Below are 20,192 nucleotides of genomic sequence, written 5' to 3'. Positions count from 1 at the left end.
GTCAGGCGCGCGGCACCACCGCGTCGAGCGCGGCGACGTCATCGGGCGCGCCCTGCACCAGGACGTCGGCCGCGGCGCCGCGGCCCGTGAGCCACAGCACGAGCTCGCCGACGGCGCCGCGGACGACGACCGTCCCGTGGCCGCCACGCGCGCGCTTGAGAGCCGTGCGCGGGCCGTCGGGCCGGACCAGCACGATCCCCACGGGCGCCTTGCGCAGCCGCAGCGCGCCCACCTGCCGCACCTGGCGCCACAGCGCGTCGACGAGCCCGGGGGCCAGCTCGCGTGCGGGCGCGGGGCCGGCGCCGCGGCGCACGTCCTCCCCGTGCACGTACAGCTCGACCAGGTTGGCGAGGTCGCCCGCCCACGTCATCGGGTGCCACCGCCCCGGCGCGTGCGCGACGCGCTCGACCAGCGCCGCGTAGCCCTCGGGCGTCGCCGCGTCGTCGGCGGTCCGCTCGATCGCCCGCTCGGCTGCGCCCGCGAGGGGCGGTAGCGCGAGGCCCGCGCCCACCGTGACGGAGCGCTCCCGTAGCACCACGTGCGCCGCCAGGTGACGGGCCTGCCAGCCCTCGCACAGCGTGGGAGCGTCGGGCGGGACCTCCCGCAGGGCGTCCACCAGGTCGCTGCGCAAGGTCTCGTGCCACGTCATGCGCGCCATGCTCGCACAGCGGGCGACCTGCGGTGCGGGCCGCGGCCGGGGGCGCCCTCCTCGGTCGCCCGGAGCAACGTGAGAGCATGGGGCATCCCCCCGCCTCTCGTCGGAAGGTCGTCCGCATGCCCGCGCCCGGGTCCGCGCCCACTCCCATGGGACTGGTCGGCTCGACGCCCCGACGTGCGGTGACGCTCATCTGGCGAGGCATGCGCGCCCACCCCTGGACGTACACGCTCGCGGTCACGACGTCCGCCGTGTTCGGTGCCGCGACCGTCGCGGTCAGCCGTGTGCTCGGCTGGGCGACCGACGAGGTCGTCGTCCCGGCGCTGGCGGGTGACGAGGTGGCCAGGGACCGGGTCTGGGCCGCGGGCGGCGTGATGCTCCTGGTCGCGCTGACGCTCGCGGTGAGCGTCGCGGGCCGGCGCATCTTCGCGGGCCTCGGCTACGCGCAGCTGCAGGAGGACCACCGGCTGCGCGTCACGCGGCAGTACCTGCGCCTGCCCATGTCCTGGCACCGCCGGCACCCCACCGGTCAGCTGCTGTCGAACGCGGGCGCGGACGTCGAGGCCGCGACGTCCGTGTTCAACCCGCTGCCGTTCGCGCTCGGCGTGGTGGTGATGATCGGGGTCGCGACCGTCGCGCTGCTGCGCACCGACGTGTGGCTCGCGGTCGCGGCGCTCGTGGTCCTGCCGCTCGCGGTCGTCGCGAACGTGTGGTTCCAGCGACGCATGTCGCCCGCGATCACGCATGCGCAAGAGCTGCGCGCCCAGGTCGCCGACGTCGCGCACGAGAGCTTCGAGGCCGCGCTGCTGGTGACGTCGCTCGGCACGCAGGCGCGTGAGGAGTCCCGGTTCACGGCCCGCGCCGCGCAGCTGGCGGATGCGAACGTCAAGGTCGGCGTGGTCCGCGCGGTGTTCGACCCCGTGATCGACCTGCTGCCCAACCTCGGCACGCTGCTCGTGCTCGTGGTGGGCACCCTCCAGGTGTCCGCGGGCCGCATCGAGACCGGCGACGTGGTCGGCGCCGCGTACCTGCTCACGCTGCTCGCGGTCCCGGTGCGCGCGTTCGGCTGGGTGCTGGGGGAGATCCCGCGCGCGCTGGTCGGCTACGACCGCGTGGCGCGGGTCGTCGACTCGCGCGGCGCGCTGCCCACCGGTGCGACGCGCTGGACGCCCGCGTCCGGTGGCGCCGCGGTCCGGTTCGACCACGTCACGTGGTCCGTCGACACGCCCCAGGGTCCGCTCGTGCTGGTCGACGACGTCGACCTGGACGTCGCACCGGGTCGGGTCGTCGCGGTGGTCGGGCCGACGGGTGCGGGCAAGACGAGCCTGGTCTCGTTGGTCGCGCGCCTGTCCGACCCGGACTCCGGCGCGGTGCGCGTGGACGGGACCGACCTGCGCGACCTCGACCCCCGGGACCTCACGCGGCACGTCGCGCTCGTCGCGCAGCACGCGTTCGTGTTCGAGGACACCGTGCGGGGCAACGTCGCACTGGCCGACCCCGACGAGCCCGGCGCCCCGTCCGACGACGAGGTCTGGCAGGCGCTGCACCTGGCGCGGGTCGACGACGTCGTCCGCGCGCTGCCGGGTGGGCTGGACGCGCCGCTGGGCGAGCGCGGCGCGAACCTCTCGGGCGGTCAGCGGCAGCGCCTCGCGCTCGCGCGGGCGCTGGTCCGCCGCCCGCGTGTGCTGGTCCTGGACGACGCGACCTCGGCCGTGGACCCGCGCGTGGAGCAGCAGATCCTGACCGGGCTGCGCGGTGGCGCGGGCGGTACCGGGCCCACGGTGCTGCTGGTCGCGTACCGCATGTCCTCGGTGCTGCTCGCGGACGAGGTGGTGCACCTGGACGGCGCGCGCGTGGTCGACCGCGGCACGCACGACGAGCTGCTCGCGCGGGACGCGGGATACCGCGAGCTCGCGACGGCCTACGAGCGCGAGAGCGCCCGGCGCGCGCGGCGCACCGCGGACGGCGAGGACTCCGACGTCGAGGTCGAGGACCTGCTCGACGAGGAGGTGGCCCGGTGACCGCGCACGAGGAGCCGGCGCAGCGCATGGCACCCGCGAGCTCGCTCGGCGTCATGGCGACGCTGCGTCGCGGCGTGCAGGTCTCGCCGCAGCTCGTGCAGGGTGCGGGCGTCACGGTGCTGCTGGCCGTGCTCGCGGCCCTGGGCCGCGTGCTCGTCCCGGTCGCGGTGCAGCAGACCATCGACACCGGCATCCTCGCCGAGGGCGGGCCGGACACGCGCCGCGTCGCGCTGCTCGGCGTGGTCGCCACGGCCGGCCTGCTCCTGGGCGCGCTGTGCTCGGCGCTCGTCAACGTGCGGCTGTTCCGCTCGAGCGAGGCGGGGCTGCTGGAGCTGCGCACGCGCGCGTTCCGGCACGTGCACGACCTGTCCGTGCTGACGCGGGGCACCGAGCGTCGCGGGAGCCTGGTCTCGCGCGTGACGTCGGACGTCGACACGATCTCGATGTTCGTGCAGTGGGGCGGCATCATGCTGCTCGTCTCGCTGCTGCAGATCCTCGTCGCGACCGTCCTGATGGCGTTGTACTCGTGGCAGCTGACGCTGGTGGTGTGGATCGGGTTCGTGCCGCTCCTCGTCGTGATGCAGCCGCTGCAGAAGCGGGTGAACGGGCGGTACGCGGCCGTGCGCGAGCGGTACGGCGCGATGCTCGGCGCGGTCTCGGAGTCGGTGGTCGGCGCGGAGACCATCCGCGCGTACGGCGTCGCGGACCGCACGCAGCGCCGCATCGACTCCTCGGTCGCGGGCACGCGGCGTGCGATGGTGCACGCGCAGAACCTCGTCGCGAGCGTGTTCGCCTCGGGCGTGCTGACCGCGAACCTGGTGCTCGCGGTCGTGATCGTGGTCGGCACGCTGCTCGGCGTCGCGGGCGACCTGTCGGTGGGGCGGCTGCTGGCGTTCCTGTTCCTGGTGCAGCTGTTCACGGGCCCCGTGCAGATGGCCACCGAGATCCTCAACGAGCTGCAGAACGCGGTGGCCGGGTGGCGGCGCGTGCTGGGCGTGCTCGAGACGCCCGTGACGCTCCCGGACCCGGGGGAGGGCGGCACCCCGAGCCCGCGCGGGCCCGCACGTGTCGAGCTGCGCGGCGTCGGCTTCGCGTACCCCGACGGCCCGCCCGTGCTGCGGGACGTGGACGTGGTGGTGCCCGCGGGCGGCTCGGTCGCCGTGGTCGGCGCCACGGGCTCGGGGAAGACGACGATCGCGCGCCTCGTCGCGCGCCTCGTGGACCCCACGCACGGCGCGGTGCTGCTGGACGGCGTGGACGTGCGCCGCATCCGGTACGCGCACCTGCGGCGTCGCGTCGTGCTCGTCCCGCAGGAGGGCTTCCTGTTCGAGGGGACCATCGCCGAGAACATCGCGTACGGCCTGCGCGACGAGAAGGACCCCACCTGGGCCCCCGCGGCCGACGACCCGCGCGTGCGGGACGCGGTCGACGCGCTCGGGCTGGGGCCGTGGGTCGACGAGCTCGTCGCCGGGCTGGACACGCCCGTCGGGCAGCGCGGCGAGTCGCTGTCCGCGGGCGAGCGCCAGCTCGTCGCGCTCGCACGGGCCTACCTCGCGGACGCGGACCTGCTGCTGCTCGACGAGGCGACGTCCGCGGTGGACCCGGCGACCGAGGTCCGCATCGCCCGCGCGCTGGCCCGGCTGACCGAGGGCCGCACCACGCTCACGATCGCGCACCGGCTGTCCACGGCCGAGGCCGCCGACGCCGTCGTCGTGGTGGACGCCGGGCGCGTGGTCGAGCACGGCCCGCACGCCGAGCTCGTCGCCGCGGGGGGTCACTACGCGGCCATGCATGCCGCGTGGATCTCCCAGACGCGCTGACCCGCGCCCACACTGCGGAGCGGCGGGGACGGCCCGCGGCACCGTGGCAGGATTCGGGGGTGCCCACCCTGGACCCCGCAGTCGCGTCGCGCCTCAAGCGCGACGACCACGGCCTCGTCGCCGCGATCGTGCAGCAGCACGACACGCGGGAGGTGCTCATGCTCGGCTGGATGGACGACGAGGCGCTGCGGCGCACGCTCACGTCCGGCCGCGTGACGTTCTGGTCCCGCTCGCGCCAGGAGTACTGGCGCAAGGGCGACACGTCGGGCCATGTGCAGCACGTGGTCGCGGTGAGCCTGGACTGCGACGGCGACGCGCTGCTGCTCGAGGTGGACCAGGTGGGCGCGGCGTGCCACACCGGCACCCGGACCTGCTTCGAGGCGGGCGGCCCGCTCCCCGTCGTGCGCGTCGACGCCGCGCCCGGGGGCGACCGATGAGCCCGGCCGAGGACGTGCAGGTGCCGTGGGGCGGCACGTGGCCCTCGGTGGCCGACTTCCGCACGCTGGCCCGCGACCGCCGCGTGATCCCCGTGGTGCGCCGGCTGCTGGCCGACGACGTGACCCCCGTCGGGCTCTACCGCACGCTCGCGGCCGGGCGCCCCGGCACGTTCGTGCTCGAGTCAGCGGAGGCCGACGGGACGTGGGCGCGCTGGTCGTTCGTCGGCGTCCGCTCGCGCGCGACGCTGACGGTGCGGGACGGCCAGGCGTGCTGGACGGGTGACGTGCCGGTGGGCGTCCCGACCAGCGGTGACGTGATCGACGTCCTGGGCGGCTCGCTCGACGTGCTGCGCACCCCGGCCCTGCCCGGGCTGCCGCCGCTCACCGGCGGGCTCGTGGGCGCGTTGGGCTGGGACGTGGTGCACCACTGGGAGCCGACGCTGCCCCGCAAGGCGCCCGACGAGCTCGACGTGCCCGAGCTGACGCTGCTGCTGGCGACCGACCTCGCGGTCGTGGACCACCAGGACGGGTCCGTGTGGCTCGTGGCCAACGCGATCAACTTCGACGACACCGACGAGCGCGTGGACGACGCGCACGCGGACGCGATCGCGCGGCTCGACGCGATGCAGGCCGCGCTGCTGCACCCCGCGCCGTCGGGCGCCGCGGTGCTCGCCGACGTGCCCGAGCCCGAGCTGCGGTTCCGCTCGACCCGCGAGGAGTTCGACCAGGCGGTCCGGTTCGGCAAGGACGCGATCCGTGACGGCGAGGTCTTCCAGGTCGTGCTGTCGCAGCGGCTCGACCTCGACTGCCCCGCGGAACCGCTCGACGTCTACCGCGTGCTGCGCACGATCAACCCGAGCCCGTACATGTACTACCTGCAGCTGCAGGACGCGGACGGGCGTGACTTCGCGGTCGTCGGCTCCAGCCCGGAGACGCTCGTCAAGGTGGACCACGGTCACGTGACGACGTACCCCATCGCGGGCTCCCGGCCGCGCGGCGCGACGCCCGAGGAGGACCGCGCGCTGGCCGACGAGGTGCTCGCCGACCCCAAGGAGCGCGCCGAGCACATCATGCTCGTCGACCTGTCCCGCAACGACCTGGTCAAGGTGTGCGACCCGGCGAGCGTCGAGGTGGTCGAGTTCATGGCGGTGCGACGGTTCTCGCACATCATGCACATCACGTCCACGGTGGTCGGGCGGCTGCGCGCGGGCGCCTCGGCGCTGCAGACGCTCGTCGCGACGTTCCCGGCGGGGACGCTGTCCGGGGCCCCGAAGCCACGCGCGATCGCCCTGATCGACGAGGTCGAGCCCGCACGCCGCGGCATCTACGGCGGCACGGTCGGGTACTTCGACTTCGCGGGCAACATGGACATGGCCATCGCGATCCGCACCGCGCTCATCCGGGACGGCCGCGCATCCGTGCAGGCCGGCGGCGGGATCGTCGCCGACTCCGTGCCCGAGCTCGAGTACCTCGAGTCGCGCAACAAGGCGCAGGCCGCGGTCCGGGCGGTGCAGGTCGCGGCGCGTCTGCGTCGCGCGGACGCGTGAGGGAATCTTCGTGAGCGACGTCCCGTCGCCCGGCTCGCCGCAGCCCGCCGAGGTCGCGGCGGCCGGACGCGCGCGCTCGGGGCGCGGCCGTGCGGCGGGCCTGCTCGTCCTGGCCGCGGCCGCCACGGGGGCCTGCGCGCTGCCCACGTGGCTCAGCACGCGGGCCGGCACCGTGCTGGGCGCCGAGGAGGCGGTCCGCGCCTCGGGCGGGACCGCGGCCCCCTCGCTGGTCGCGGCGGCGCTCGTGCTGCTGGCCGCCACGGGCGCGGTCGCGCTCGTCGGGCGGTTCGGGCGGTGGGTCGTGGCCGCCACGGTCGCGCTGGCCGGGGCCCTCGTGGTGGGTGCCGCGGTGGCCGTGCTGCGGGACCCGGTCGCCGCGCTGCTCCCGGTGGTGACGGAGCGGACGGGCGTCGAGCGCGTCGTCGGGACGGTCGAGGTCTCGGTGTGGCCCTGGGTCACGGTCGCCGTCGGCGTGCTCGACCTGCTCGCCGCGGTGTGGCTCGCGCGGTCGTCGGGTTCGTGGGCGACGAGCCGGCGGCACGAGGCCGCGCGTGGCACGGCCGCGGACGGTGCCGGGCCCGACCGCGACGACGAGCGTGACCAGTGGGACGCGCTGTCCCGCGGCGACGACCCGACCTGATCGCCATCCGACCCCAGCCCGCGCGGTCGACCGACGGCTCACCTGTGGCCGGTGTCGCACCGGACGTGCAGGTCCGCGCCGCCGCGTGCACGCTAGGGTGAGCCGCGAACCGCCCACGGAAAGGTCGACCGATGGCCGACAGCACGCTCGCGCACCGCGCACAGAACCCCACCGTCACCGAGGCGGTGCACCTGCCGCCGAGCTCCCCGCCGACGAACCACGGCCGGACGCTCGCGGCGTGGACGACCACCTGGGTGGTCGTCGTGGGCAGCGTCGTGGCCGCGCTGGGTCTGGTGCTCTCGCTCATGTGGCTGTTCTGGGCGGGCCTGGGGCTCGCCGTCGCCGGTGTGGTCCTGGGCAAGGTCCTGCAGGTGCTCGGCCACGGTCAGGGTGGCGCCGCCACGCTCGCCCGCCAGCGCGCACGCGGCGGCCACTGACCCACAGAGGGCGGTGACGCGCCCGTGGCCCCCGACGAGGACCGATGAGCACGCCCGAACCACCGGCCCCGGACGCGCCGCTCGAGCCGTCCGCGCCGCTTGCGCCGTCGCAGCCGTTCGCCGCGCCGCGAGCACCGTCGTCGCGTGAGCCGGACGTCCCGCGCGCACCCGCCACCGGCGGCGACATGCCGCTGTACGGGACGCCACCGCCGGCGCCCGTCCCGCCACTCCCGACAGGCGACTCTCGGCAACCCTCGGACCGCGTCGCGCGGCCGCGCCCCGGCACCACGGCGCCTGACGCTCCCAGCGAGCCCGCCACGTCCGGTCCCGAGGACGGTGCGTCCCCGGGCGCGACGGCTGGCATCCCCGCCTACGGGACGCCGCCCCCGGCGTCCGGGCCCCAGGCCTACGGCCCACCGCCCGCCTACGGCCCACCGCAGGCCTACGGCCCACCGCAGGCCTACGGTCCGCCTGCGGCGTACGGCCCGCCATCCCCGGCCGGGCGTCCGTCCACGCCGCCCGCCCCCACCACGCAGGGCCAGTCCGCCACGTGGGCGCTGGTCCTGGGCCTGCTGTCGCTGCTGGTGTGCTGGTGCGGGCCGGTCGGCATCGGGCTGGGCATCACGGCGTACGTCCTGGGCCGGGCGGCGCAGCGGACGGCGCGGTCGGACGTGGGCGTGGCCCGTGCCGGCGCGGCGCTGGGTCTGGTCGGCGCGGGCCTCACGCTGCTGTGGATGGTCTCGGGGGGCTTCCTGAGCGGCGGCGACGGATGAGTGCCGAGCAGTCCGTCGACCCGGTGCCGGGTCACGACGATGCGCTTGGGCGACCAGGGCTGCACGGGTCGCGCGCCCCGTGGCTGCTCGGTGCCGGTGTCGCCGTGAGCACGCTCGTCCTGGCGGTCCGGGACCCGCACGTCGAGGGCAGCTACGGCGTGTGCCCACTGCTCAGCCTGACGGGCCTGCTCTGCCCGGCGTGCGGTGCGCTGCGCGCGACGCACGACCTGGCGCACGGTGACCTCGCAGGCGCATGGGCGCTGAACCCGCTGTGGGTGGTGCTCGTCCCGCTCCTGGTGGCCGGCTGGGGGTGGTGGGCGGCCCGCACCGCGCGCGGTCGGTCGACCTCGGCACCGCCCGCGTGGGTCGCCTGGACGCTGCTGACCGCCGTCGTCCTGTTCGGCGTGCTGCGCAACATCCCGGCTCTCGCGCCTGCGCTGGGGCCCTGACCAGCGAGTCGAGGTGGTCAACGGGCGCGTGGGCGCTCCTGACCGGCTAGCCTCTGCCGCACAGAGAACCGCCGACATGGGCGGACCGAGACAGTGGAGGCCACGCCGTGTCCCAGCCGAACGACCCGCAAGAGCCGTTCTCCCTCGACAAGTCGGGACCCGCCGAGCCGGCGCAGCCGTACGGCGCGACGCCCCCGTCGGACCCCGCCCCGTACGGCAGCACACCCGATCCCACCTACCCGTCGGCCCCGGCCTACGGCTCGGCACCGTACGGAGCCGACCCCGCGACGCCGGGCGGCGTCCCCGGCTACCCGGCCGCGCCCGGCTACCCGACGGCCCCGCCGCCCGGACCCGGCTACGGCTACGGTTCGCCGCCGCCGCAGAACTACCTGGTGTGGGCGATCCTGTCGACCGTCCTGTGCTGCCTGCCGCTCGGCGTCGCGTCGATCGTGTTCGCCGCGCAGGTGAACGGCAAGTGGGCCGCGGGCGACGTGCAGGGTGCGCAGGAGTCGGCGCGCAAGGCCAAGACGTTCGCGATCTGGAGCGCGGCGGTCACCCTCGTCCTCGGCCTCGGCTACGCCGCTCTCATGATCGCCGGCGTCATCGCGAGCGACTCCAGCTCGATGTGACCGCGACCGTGCAGCCGGGCTCGGGGGCGCCGTCGGCGTGCCCGAGCCCGGCCGCGCGGGTCCGGTCCGGCGCGGCGCGCGTCGCGGCGCCGGTGGGCGTCGCGCTCGTGGCGGTGACCGGTGCGGCCCTGCTGGGTGCTGTGAACCCGCACCAGCCGGGCCACTACCCGACCTGCCCGTTCCTGTGGCTCACCGGCCTGTACTGCCCGGGGTGCGGGTCGCTGCGCGCGGTGCATGACCTCGTGCACCTCGACCTCGCGGGTGCGTGGTCGATGAACCCGTTCCTGGTGCTGGTGCTGCCGGCGCTGCTGGCGGCGTGGGTGGCCTGGCTCCGGAGAGCCGCCACGGGCGCAGCGCGGCGCCGCGTGCTGCCCGCGTGGACCATCTGGACGATCCTCGCCCTGGTGCTCGCCTACTGGGTCGCGCGCAACGTCCCGGCGCTCGCGCCGTGGCTCGCACCCTGACGCCCATCCCACGGTCCGGGCTGTGGTCGGGGTCACCTGTGCGCGCCCGTACGATGACGAGGGAGCGCCCGCCTGCGTCATCGCGGACGGGTGCCCGGGGGAGCAGTTCCCACTGGGGGAGCCACAGGGAACCGAGAGGTGAGGCAGCGATGAGCGTGCTCGACGACATCGTCGCCGGGGTCCGCGAGGACCTGGCGGCACGCGAGGCGGCGACGCCCCTGGACCAGGTCAAGGAGCTCGCCGCGCGCCGGCCGTCGGCCATCGACTGCGTCGGGCGTCTGCGCGTCGAGGACGCGGTGACCGTGATTGCCGAGGTGAAGCGGTCCAGCCCCAGCAAGGGTGCGCTGGCCGCGATCTCCGACCCGGCCGCGCTGGCCGCCGAGTACGAGAAGGGCGGCGCGACCGCGATCTCGGTGCTCACCGAGCAGCGCCGGTTCAACGGCTCGCTCGCCGACCTCGACGCGGTGCGGGCGCGCGTGGACATCCCCGTGCTGCGCAAGGACTTCGTCGTGACGCCGTACCAGGTGTGGGAGGCACGCGCGCACGGCGCGGACCTGTGCCTGCTGATCGTCGCGGCGCTCGAGCAGACGGTGCTCGAGTCGCTCGTCGAGCGGGTCCACTCGCTCGGGATGACCGCGCTCGTGGAGGTCCACGACGCCGACGAGGTCGCGCGCGCTGTCGACGCGGGCGCCCGGGTGATCGGCGTGAACGCACGTGACCTGCGCTCGCTCGAGGTCGACCGGACCACGTTCAACCGGGTCGCGCCCTCGATCCCGTCCGACGTGGTCAAGATCGCCGAGTCCGGCGTGCGCGGACCGCACGACGTCATGGAGTACGCACGCGCGGGCGCGGACGCCGTGCTGGTGGGCGAGGCGCTCGTGACGGACGACGCGCCGCGTCGGTCGGTCGCGGACCTCGTCGCCGCGGGTGCCCACCCCTCGCTGCGCGCGGTGCGCCAGTGAGCGGGTCAGGCCGGCCGGAGGTGCCCGGGCAGGAGGTGCGCGCGGGCCTGCTCGCCACGCACGTCGGGCCGTACTGGGGCGAGTTCGGCGGACGCTTCGTCCCGGAGGCGCTCATCGCGGCGCTGGACGAGATCGACACCGCGTACCACAAGGCGTTGACGGACCCGGCGTTCGGTGCCGAGCTCGCGCGCCTGCACCGCACGTACACCGGTCGGCCGAGCCCGCTGACGGAGGTGCCGCGCTTCGCGGCGCACGTCGGTGCGGGCGTGCGCGTGTTCCTCAAGCGCGAGGACCTGAACCACACCGGCTCGCACAAGATCAACAACGTGCTGGGCCAGGCGCTGCTGGTCAAGCGACTGGGCAAGACGCGCGTGATCGCGGAGACGGGAGCGGGTCAGCACGGCGTCGCGACCGCGACCGCGGCCGCGCTGCTCGGCCTCGAGTGCACCGTGTACATGGGCGAGGAGGACACGCAGCGCCAGGCGCTCAACGTCGCGCGCATGCGGCTGCTCGGCGCCGAGGTGATCCCGGTGACCATCGGGACGCGCACGCTCAAGGACGCGATCAACGAGGCGCTGCGCGACTGGGTCGCCAACGTCGAGACGACGCACTACCTGCTGGGAACCGTCACGGGTCCGCACCCGTTCCCGGAGATGGTGCGCGACTTCCACAAGGTCATCGGTGAGGAGGCACGCGCGCAGCTGCTCGGCGAGATCGGGCGGCTGCCGGACGCGGTCGCCGCGTGCGTCGGAGGCGGCTCGAACGCGATGGGCATCTTCAACGCGTTCCTGGACGACGCGGACGTCCGGCTGTTCGGCTTCGAGGCCGGCGGGCGCGGGCTGTCCGCGGGGGACCACGCCGCGCGCTTCTCGGGCGGGTTCCCCGGGGTCCTGCACGGCGCCCGCTCCTACCTGCTGCAGGACGAGGACGGGCAGACGGTCCCGAGCCACTCGGTCTCGGCGGGCCTGGACTACCCGAGCGTCGGCCCCGAGCACGCGTGGCTGCACGACATCGGCCGCGCCACGTACCAGCCGGTCTCGGACGACGAGGCGATGACGGCCTTCCGCCTGCTGTGCCGGACGGAGGGCATCATCCCGGCGATCGAGTCGGCGCACGCCCTCGCGGGTGCGATCCAGATCGGCCCGCAGGCCACGCAGTGGTCGGACGAGCCGGTCATCCTGGTCAACCTGTCCGGTCGCGGCGACAAGGACGTCGCGACGGCCGCGCGCTGGTTCGGGCTGCTGGACGACGAGCATGCGGAGGGTGACCAGTGAGCGGGACGGACGTGGCCACGGACGGCCTCGCGACCGGGACCACGGGTCCGCTGCTCGACGGGCTCGCTGCCCAGGGCCGTGCGGCGCTGATCGGCTACCTGCCCGTCGGCTACCCCACGGTGCCCGGCTCGGTGCAGGCCGTGCGCACCATGATCGACGCGGGTGCGGACGTGGTCGAGCTCGGCATGCCGTACACCGACCCCGTGATGGACGGGCCGGTCATCCAGCGGGCCGTCGACGTCGCGCTGCAGCAGGGCACGCGCGTGCGCGACACGCTGCATGCGGTCGAGCAGGTGGCGGGCCGCGGTGCGCCCGTGGTGGTCATGACCTACTGGAACCTGGTGCTGCGCTACGGGGTCGAGGCGTACGCGCGTGACCTCGCGGCCGCGGGCGGTGCGGGCATGATCACGCCGGACCTCATCCCCGACGAGGCCGCGGAGTGGATCGCGGCGTCCGACGCGCACGGGCTGGACCGGGTGTTCCTGGTGGCCCCGAGCTCGACGCCCGAGCGCCTCGCGAGCACCGTGGCGGCCTCGCGCGGCTTCGTGTACGCGGCCTCCACGATGGGCGTGACGGGCGAGCGGACCACGGTGGGTGCGCGTGCCGAGCAGCTCGTCGCCGATGCGCGCGCGGCCGGGGCGCCCCGCGTCTGCGTCGGCGTGGGCGTCTCGCGGCCCGAGCAGGCGGCGCAGGTCGCGTCCTACGCGGACGGGGTCATCGTCGGGTCGGCGCTCGTGCGCGCGCTCGTCGAGGCCCCCGACGAGAACGCCGGGCTGGACCGGCTCGCGGACGTGACCGCCGCGCTCGCGCAGGGCGTGCGGTCCGCGTCGCGCGGCGGTGCCGCATGAGCGCCGCGGCACTGCTGCCCGCGGCCATCCCGAGCCCGTCGCAGGGCGTGTGGCACCTCGGCCCGCTGCCGGTGCGCGCGTACGCGCTCGCGATCCTCGTCGGCATCGTCGTCGCGCTCGTGATGACGCAGCGGCGCTGGAAGGAGCGCGGGGGAGACCCCGACCAGGTCCTCGAGATCACGTTCTGGGCCGTGCCGTTCGGCATCGTCGGCGGCCGGATCTACCACGTCATCACGTCCCCCGACGCGTACTTCGGCGAGGGCGGCGAGCCGCTGCGTGCGTTCGCCATCTGGGAGGGCGGCCTCGGCATCTGGGGTGCCGTCGCGCTCGGCGCGGTCGGTGCGTGGATCGGCTGCCGCAAGCAGGGCGTCCGGCTCGACTCGTTCGCCGACGCGCTGGCTCCCGGCCTGCTCGTCGCGCAGGCGATCGGTCGCCTCGGCAACTGGTTCAACCAGGAGCTGTTCGGCGGACCGACCACGCTGCCCTGGGGTCTGCAGGTGGACGACGCGGTCGCGATCGCGGCCGGCCACCCCGCCGGGACGCTGTTCCACCCGACGTTCCTGTACGAGATGGTGTGGAACCTCGCGGGCGCGGCGTTGCTGGTGTGGGCGGACCGCCGGTTCCGGCTGGGCCGCGGCCGCGTGTTCTGGCTCTACGTGGTGGTCTACACCACCGGCCGGCTGTGGATCGAGATGCTCCGGATCGACCCCGCGCACGGCTTCCTGGGGCTGCGGATCAACGTCTGGACGTCGATCCTGGTGGGTCTCGGCGCGCTGGTAGCGTTCGTCGTGGTCGGGCGCCGCCATCCCGGACGCGAGACCACCCTCCTGCTGACACCCCCCTCCCAGCAGGACGACGAGCAGGCTGACGAGCAGGTCGGCGACGGTCGGCTCGAGAAGCACCAGCAGGACGCGGACCGGCCCGGCGACCACGCCCGGGACCCGGACCACGTCCTGGACGACGAGACGGCGGCCGACGAACGCGCCGGGTCGTCGGATGAGGACGATCGACTGACCCGCTGATCAGGCGGCGCCGGTCGGCCTCGGCTGTGACCCAGGTCACGAAGGGCGATGCCGCCACCCGATCGGTCGGGTTGTATCGTCGCCCAGCACCCAGGGCCGACGACGTCCCGATCCCCCCGAGTTCGTGCGATACCCCGGCCCGCCCGGGGCACTGTGAGGACGGTTTGAGATGACGTCGCCCAGCGGTCTGCCGAGCACGTCGCTCGACCTCGCGTCGTACCCCCTGTACGACGCGTCGGCCGAGCACGACGCCTGTGGCTTCGCGTTCGTCGCGACGCTGCGCGGGACGCCCGGGCGCGACATCGTCGACGCGGGCCTCACGGCGCTGCTCAACCTCGACCACCGCGGCGCGGTGGGTGCGGAGGAGGACTCGGGCGACGGCGCCGGCATCCTCACCCAGATCCCCGACGCGTTCCTGCGCGACGTGGTCGACGCGGACCTGCCGGCCGCCGGTTTCTACGCGATCGGCATGGCGTTCCTGCCCGCCGACGAGGCCGAGCGCGCGGCCGTGGTCGCGGCGCTCGAGGCCGTCGCGGCGGAGGAGAAGCTCGACGTGCTCGCGTGGCGCGACGTCGTCGTCACGGCCGACCTGGTGGGCCCGACGGCACGCGCGTCGATGCCGTTCTTCCGCCAGCTCGTGGTGGCGGACCCGTCGCGCGAGCTGTCCGGCATCGACCTGGACCGCCGCGCGTTCCGGCTGCGCAAGCGTGCCGAGCGCGAGCACGGCATCTACTTCGCGTCGCTGTCCTCGCGCACCATCGCGTACAAGGGCATGCTGACCACCGGCCAGCTCGAGCCGTTCTTCGCCGACCTGTCCGACCCGCGGTACGCGACCGAGATCGCGCTGGTCCACTCGCGGTTCTCGACGAACACGTTCCCGTCCTGGCCGCTCGCGCAGCCGTTCCGGCTGGTCGCGCACAACGGTGAGATCAACACGGTGCGCGGCAACCGCAACTGGGTCGCGGCGCGTGAGGGCATGCTCGCCTCGGACGCGCTCGGCGACCTGGCGCCGCTCCTGCCGGTGTGCACGCCCGGTGGTTCGGACTCGGGCAGCTTCGACGAGGTGCTCGAGCTGCTGCACCTGGGCGGCCGGTCGCTCCCGCACGCGATCATGATGATGATCCCGGAGGCCTGGGAGAACCACGCCCAGATGGATCCCGCGCGCCGGGCCTTCTACGAGTACCACTCGACGCTCATGGAGCCGTGGGACGGCCCCGCGGCGATGACGTTCACCGACGGCACGCTGATCGGCTCGGTGCAGGACCGCAACGGCCTGCGCCCCGGCCGGTACTGGGTGACCGAGGACGGTCTGGTCGTGTGTGCGTCCGAGGCGGGCGTGCTCGACCTGGACCCCGCGACCGTCGTCGCGAAGGGGCGCCTCGAGCCCGGCCGGATGTTCCTGGTGGACACGGGCCAGGGCCGGATCATCGAGGACGACGAGATCAAGGCCCAGCTCGCGGCCCAGCGGCCGTACGCGCAGTGGGTGCAGGAGAACTCGGTCTTCCTCGAGCAGCTGCCCGAGCGCGACCACGTCGCGCACTCGGCCGCGTCCGTGCGGCGCCGGCAGCGCGCGTTCGGCTACACCGAGGAGGAGCTCAAGATCCTCCTGACCCCCATGGCGGCCAACGGTGCCGAGCCGCTCGGCGCCATGGGTTCGGACACGCCCGTCGCGGTCCTCTCGCAGCGTCCGCGCCTGCTGTTCGACTACTTCACGCAGATGTTCGCGCAGGTGACCAACCCGCCGCTGGACGCGATCCGCGAGGAGCTCGTGACCGCGATCGGCGGCGCCATCGGCCCCGAGCCGAACCTGCTCGTCGACGGTCCCGAGCACGCGCGCAAGCTCGTGCTGCCGTTCCCGGTGCTGGACAACGACCAGCTCGCCAAGATCGTGCACGTCGCCAAGGAGCCGCGGCACGGCTTCCGCACCACGACGATCCGTGGCCTGTACCGGGCCTCCGGCGGCGGCCAGGCGCTCGAGGCGCGCCTCGAGGAGATCTTCGCCGAGGTGGACCAGGCGGTCGCGGACGGCGTGAGCTTCCTGGTCCTGTCGGACCGCAACGGAGACGCCGAGCTCGCCCCCATCCCGTCGCTCCTGCTGCTGAGCGCGGTGCACCACCACACGCTGCGCCGCCACACGCGCACGCAGATCTCGCTCGTCGTCGAGGCCGGCGACGTGCGCGAGGTGCACCACGTCGCGCTGCTCATCGGGTACGGCGCCGCCGCGGTCAACCCGTACCTGGCCATGGAGACGGTCGAGGACCTGGCACGGCACGGGTACCTGGGCGAGGTCGGGCCGGAGAAGGCCGTCAAGAACCTCATCAAGGCGCTCGGCAAGGGCGTCCTCAAGGTCATGTCGAAGATGGGCATCTCGACGATCGCGTCCTACCGGGGCGCGCAGGTGTTCGAGGCCATCGGGCTGTCGCAGCCGCTCGTCGACCGGTACTTCACCGGGACGACGAGCCGCCTGGGCGGCATCGGGCTCGACGTGATCGCGGCCGAGGTCGCGGCGCGGCACGCCGACGCGTACCCCGCGTCCGGCAACCGCCAGCCGCACCAGCGGCTCGCGGTGGGTGGCGAGTACCAGTGGCGCCGGGACGGCGAGGACCACCTGTTCGACCCCGAGACGGTGTTCCGGCTGCAGCACTCGACGCGCACGCGTCAGATGGACGTGTTCCGCGAGTACACGCACCGCGTCGACGAGCAGTCGTCGCGGCTCATGACGCTGCGCGGCCTGCTGACGTTCAAGGACGGCGTGCGCGAGCCCGTGCCGCTCGACGAGGTCGAGCCCGTGAGCGAGATCGTCAAGCGGTTCAGCACGGGTGCGATGTCCTACGGCTCGATCTCCGCCGAGGCGCACGAGACGCTCGCGGTCGCGATGAACCGCCTGGGCGCGAAGTCCAACACGGGCGAGGGCGGCGAGGACCCCGAGCGGCTGCACGACCCGGTGCGCCGGTCCGCGATCAAGCAGATCGCCTCGGGCCGGTTCGGCGTGACGTCGGAGTACCTGACGAACGCCGACGACATCCAGATCAAGCTCGCGCAGGGCGCCAAGCCGGGCGAGGGCGGTCAGCTGCCGGGCCACAAGGTGTACCCGTGGGTCGCCAAGACGCGGCACTCCACGCCCGGTGTGGGACTCATCTCGCCGCCGCCGCACCACGACATCTACTCGATCGAGGACCTCGCGCAGCTGATCCACGACGCGAAGAACGCCAACCCCCGCGCGCGCATCCACACCAAGCTCGTCTCGGAGTTCGGCGTCGGCACGATCGCGGCGGGCGTGGCCAAGGCGCACTCGGACGTGGTGCTGATCTCGGGCCACGACGGCGGTACGGGTGCGAGCCCGCTGACGTCGCTCAAGCACGCGGGCACGCCGTGGGAGATCGGCCTGGCCGAGACGCAGCAGACCCTCGTCCTCAACGACCTGCGGGACCGCGTCGTGGTGCAGGTCGACGGCCAGCTCAAGACCGGGCGCGACGTCGTCATCGGCGCGCTGCTGGGCGCGGAGGAGTTCGGCTTCGCGACCGCCCCGCTCGTGGTCAGCGGCTGCATCATGATGCGCGTCTGCCACCTGGACACGTGCCCGGTGGGCGTCGCGACGCAGAACCCCGAGCTGCGCGCGCGGTTCACCGGCAAGCCCGAGTTCGTCGAGGCGTTCTTCGAGTTCATCGCGACCGAGGTGCGTGAGCACCTGGCCGCGCTCGGCTTCCGCACGCTGCTGGAGGCGGTCGGGCACGTCGAGCTGCTCGACACGCGCGCCGCGATCGACCACTGGAAGGCCGAGGGCCTCGACCTGACGCCTGTGCTGGCCCAGCCCCAGCCGCTGCCCGGGTCGGCGCTGCACCAGACCAAGCTGCAGGACCACGGCCTGGACCGCGCGCTCGACAACCGGCTGATCTCGCTCGCGTCCGACGCGCTCGAGAACGCGCAGCCCGTGCGCATCGAGCTGCCCGTGCGCAACGTCAACCGCACGGTCGGCACCATGCTCGGCCACGAGGTGACCAAGCGGTATGCGGGTGCCGGCCTGCCGGACGGCACGATCGACGTGTCGCTCACCGGTTCGGCGGGGCAGTCCTTCGGGGCGTTCCTGCCGCGCGGCATCACGCTGCGCCTGTTCGGCGACGCGAACGACTACGTCGGCAAGGGTCTGTCGGGCGGTCGCATCGTGGTCCGGCCGGACCGCAACGCGGTGCTGTCCTCCGAGCACAACGTGATCGCGGGCAACGTGATCGGATACGGCGCGACGTCGGGCGAGATCTTCCTGCGCGGGCTCGTCGGCGAGCGGTTCGGCGTGCGCAACTCCGGTGCCACGCTCGTGGTCGAGGGCGTGGGGGACCACGGCTGCGAGTACATGACCGGTGGCACCGTGGTGGTCCTGGGCCGGACGGGTCGCAACTTCGGTGCGGGCATGTCCGGTGGCACGTCCTACGTGCTCGACCTGGTCCCGGCGCTCGTCAACACGGACGCGGTGCGCACCGGCGAGCTGTCGCTCGACGCGCTGGACGACGAGGACGCCACGCTGGTCGAGTCGCTCCTGCGGCGCCACCTCGAGGAGACCGGCTCTCCCGTCGCGGCCGAGCTGCTCGCGGGCGACTGGCGTCCGCGCTTCACCCGACTCCTGCCCACCGAGTTCGCCCGGGTCCGCCGGGCGCTCGCCCAGGCCGAGGCGGACGGGGTCGACCCGACCGCGCCCGGCATGTGGGACCGCATCCTGGAGGTGGCCCGTGGCTGACCACCGTGGCTTCCTGAAGGTGCGGGAGCGCGAGCTCCCGCCGAACCGCCCGGTCGAGGTGCGCATCCGCGACTGGAAGGACGTGCACGCGCACCTGCAGGAGGGCCAGCCGTTCCTCACGGAGCAGGCGGGCCGCTGCATGGACTGCGGCGTCCCGTTCTGCCACAACGGCTGCCCGCTGGGGAACCTCATCCCCGAGTGGAACGACCTGGTGTGGCGTGGTCAGTGGGCCGACGCGATCGAGCGCCTGCACGCGACCAACAACTTCCCCGAGTTCACCGGGCGGATCTGTCCCGCGCCGTGCGAGTCGTCGTGCGTGCTCGGCATCAACCAGCCGCCCGTGACGATCAAGAACATCGAGGTCTCGATCATCGACGAGGCCTTCGACCGCGGCCTGGTCACGCCGCAGGTGCCGCAGCGGCTCACGGGGCACACCGTGGCCGTCGTCGGTTCGGGCCCCGCGGGTCTGGCCGCGGCCCAGCAGCTGACGCGTGCGGGCCACACGGTGGCCGTGTACGAGCGGGACGACGAGATCGGCGGCCTGCTGCGGTACGGCGTGCCGGACTTCAAGCTCGAGAAGCACCACATCGACCGACGCATCGCGCAGATGACGGCCGAGGGCACGCGGTTCCGGGCGGGTGTCGAGATCGGGCGCGAGCTCACGTGGCAGCAGCTGCAGTCGCGGTACGACGCGATCGTCGTGGCCACGGGTGCGACCGTGCCGCGTGAGCTGCGTGTCCCGGGCCACGAGCTCGCGGGCGTGCACCCGGCCATGGACTACCTGCACCCGGCCAACGCGGTCGCGGCGGGCAAGGACCCGGTCGCGCTGGGCCTGACCCCGATCAGCGCGCACGGCAAGCACGTCGTCATCATCGGCGGCGGTGACACCGGGTCGGACTGCCTGGGCACCGCGCTGCGCCAGGGTGCCGCGTCGGTCACGACGCTCGCGATCGGCAAGAAGCCGCCGACCGAGCGCCCGGCCACGCAGCCCTGGCCCACCGACCCGATCGTGTTCGAGGTCTCGTCCTCGCACGAGGAGGGCGGCGAGCGCGCGTACCTGGCCTCGACGGTCGCGTTCGTGCCGGACGCCGCGGGCGAGCGGGTCGCGGGTCTGCGGCTCGCGACCACGGAGTACCTGCCGGACGGGCGCCGCGTCCCCACCCCCGGGACCGAGCGCGAGATCCCCGCGGACCTCGTCCTGGTCGCCATGGGCTTCACGGGACCCGAGACCGAGGCACTCACCGCGCAGCTGGGTGTCGAGCTCACGGCACGTGGCGCGGTCGCCCGCACCGAGGACTTCGCGACGACCGTCCCGGGCGTGTTCGTCGCGGGTGACGCCGGCCGCGGGCAGTCGCTCGTGGTCTGGGCGATCGCCGAGGGCCGAGCGGCCGCCGCGGCGGTCGACACGTACCTGTCGGGCGCGACCGAGCTGCCCCGCCCCGTGACCGCCAGCACCACGGCGCTGCGCCCCTGATTCCCCCCTAC

At 74.3% G+C, this 20,192-nt stretch carries 17 protein-coding genes; 16 read left to right on the top strand and 1 reads right to left on the bottom strand.

What is annotated here, in order from left to right; all coding sequences use genetic code 11:
• Position 1 precedes the first annotated feature (1 nt).
• Positions 2 to 649: a TIGR03085 family metal-binding protein gene (locus CELGI_RS09230; RefSeq protein WP_013883857.1), complete on the bottom strand. Its 648-nt coding sequence runs from the start codon at positions 647 to 649 to the stop codon at positions 2 to 4.
• Positions 650 to 774: 125 nt separating this feature from the next.
• On the opposite strand from CELGI_RS09230, the gene CELGI_RS09225 reads away from it, so the two are divergent.
• From CELGI_RS09225 to CELGI_RS09150, 16 genes are all read left to right on the top strand, one after another.
• Positions 775 to 2,676, top strand: a complete 1,902-nt coding sequence (locus tag CELGI_RS09225; protein ID WP_013883856.1) for an ABC transporter ATP-binding protein — start codon at positions 775 to 777, stop codon at positions 2,674 to 2,676.
• Between the two features lie 26 nt (positions 2,677 to 2,702).
• Positions 2,703 to 4,496 (top strand): ABC transporter ATP-binding protein, encoded by a 1,794-nt coding sequence (locus CELGI_RS09220; RefSeq protein ID WP_049785615.1) that lies wholly within the window; start codon positions 2,703 to 2,705, stop codon positions 4,494 to 4,496.
• 59 nt (positions 4,497 to 4,555) lie between these two features.
• Positions 4,556 to 4,933 (top strand): phosphoribosyl-AMP cyclohydrolase, encoded by a 378-nt coding sequence (hisI, locus tag CELGI_RS09215; RefSeq protein ID WP_013883854.1) that lies wholly within the window; start codon positions 4,556 to 4,558, stop codon positions 4,931 to 4,933.
• Positions 4,930 to 6,480: an anthranilate synthase component I gene (locus CELGI_RS09210; RefSeq protein ID WP_013883853.1), complete on the top strand. Its 1,551-nt coding sequence runs from the start codon at positions 4,930 to 4,932 to the stop codon at positions 6,478 to 6,480. The genes hisI and CELGI_RS09210 overlap by 4 nt, the downstream gene beginning before the upstream one ends.
• A 10-nt stretch (positions 6,481 to 6,490) precedes the next feature.
• Positions 6,491 to 7,120: a Trp biosynthesis-associated membrane protein gene (locus CELGI_RS09205; protein WP_013883852.1), complete on the top strand. Its 630-nt coding sequence runs from the start codon at positions 6,491 to 6,493 to the stop codon at positions 7,118 to 7,120.
• A 131-nt stretch (positions 7,121 to 7,251) separates the two neighbouring features.
• Complete coding sequence (locus CELGI_RS09200; RefSeq protein ID WP_013883851.1) at positions 7,252 to 7,557, top strand: HGxxPAAW family protein; 306 nt, start codon at positions 7,252 to 7,254, stop codon at positions 7,555 to 7,557.
• Between the two features lie 44 nt (positions 7,558 to 7,601).
• On the top strand, positions 7,602 to 8,330 hold the full coding sequence (locus tag CELGI_RS09195) for a hypothetical protein (RefSeq protein ID WP_041574165.1): 729 nt from the start codon (positions 7,602 to 7,604) through the stop codon (positions 8,328 to 8,330).
• A gap of 104 nt (positions 8,331 to 8,434) precedes the next feature.
• Positions 8,435 to 8,779, top strand: a complete 345-nt coding sequence (locus CELGI_RS09190; RefSeq protein ID WP_245528080.1) for a DUF2752 domain-containing protein — start codon at positions 8,435 to 8,437, stop codon at positions 8,777 to 8,779.
• Positions 8,780 to 8,886: 107 nt separating this feature from the next.
• Positions 8,887 to 9,408, top strand: coding sequence for a CD225/dispanin family protein (locus CELGI_RS16500; RefSeq protein WP_013883849.1), 522 nt, complete (start codon positions 8,887 to 8,889; stop codon positions 9,406 to 9,408).
• Positions 9,405 to 9,872, top strand: a complete 468-nt coding sequence (locus CELGI_RS09180) for a DUF2752 domain-containing protein (RefSeq protein WP_013883848.1) — start codon at positions 9,405 to 9,407, stop codon at positions 9,870 to 9,872. The genes CELGI_RS16500 and CELGI_RS09180 overlap by 4 nt, the downstream gene beginning before the upstream one ends.
• A 149-nt stretch (positions 9,873 to 10,021) precedes the next feature.
• Positions 10,022 to 10,834: an indole-3-glycerol phosphate synthase TrpC gene (gene trpC, locus CELGI_RS09175; protein WP_013883847.1), complete on the top strand. Its 813-nt coding sequence runs from the start codon at positions 10,022 to 10,024 to the stop codon at positions 10,832 to 10,834.
• Positions 10,835 to 10,854: 20 nt separating this feature from the next.
• Complete coding sequence (gene trpB, locus CELGI_RS09170; RefSeq protein WP_049785549.1) at positions 10,855 to 12,108, top strand: tryptophan synthase subunit beta; 1,254 nt, start codon at positions 10,855 to 10,857, stop codon at positions 12,106 to 12,108.
• Positions 12,105 to 12,956 carry a tryptophan synthase subunit alpha gene (gene trpA / locus CELGI_RS09165; protein WP_013883845.1) on the top strand — a complete coding sequence of 284 codons (852 nt, stop codon included), beginning with the start codon at positions 12,105 to 12,107 and terminating at the stop codon, positions 12,954 to 12,956. Before trpB ends, trpA begins: the two co-directional genes overlap by 4 nt.
• Positions 12,953 to 13,978: a prolipoprotein diacylglyceryl transferase gene (gene lgt, locus CELGI_RS09160; RefSeq protein WP_013883844.1), complete on the top strand. Its 1,026-nt coding sequence runs from the start codon at positions 12,953 to 12,955 to the stop codon at positions 13,976 to 13,978. The genes trpA and lgt overlap by 4 nt, the downstream gene beginning before the upstream one ends.
• 169 nt (positions 13,979 to 14,147) lie before the next feature.
• Entirely contained in the window at positions 14,148 to 18,707 is a 4,560-nt protein-coding gene (gltB, locus tag CELGI_RS09155) for a glutamate synthase large subunit (protein WP_013883843.1), read from the top strand.
• Positions 18,700 to 20,181 (top strand): glutamate synthase subunit beta, encoded by a 1,482-nt coding sequence (locus CELGI_RS09150; protein WP_013883842.1) that lies wholly within the window; start codon positions 18,700 to 18,702, stop codon positions 20,179 to 20,181. The genes gltB and CELGI_RS09150 overlap by 8 nt, the downstream gene beginning before the upstream one ends.
• Positions 20,182 to 20,192: the final 11 nt, after the last annotated feature.

The organism is Cellulomonas gilvus ATCC 13127, from assembly GCF_000218545.1.
GTDB classification, from domain to species: domain Bacteria; phylum Actinomycetota; class Actinomycetes; order Actinomycetales; family Cellulomonadaceae; genus Cellulomonas; species Cellulomonas gilvus.
Note: the sequence above shows the minus strand (reverse complement) of the source record. Positions and strands in the feature narration are given on the sequence as shown.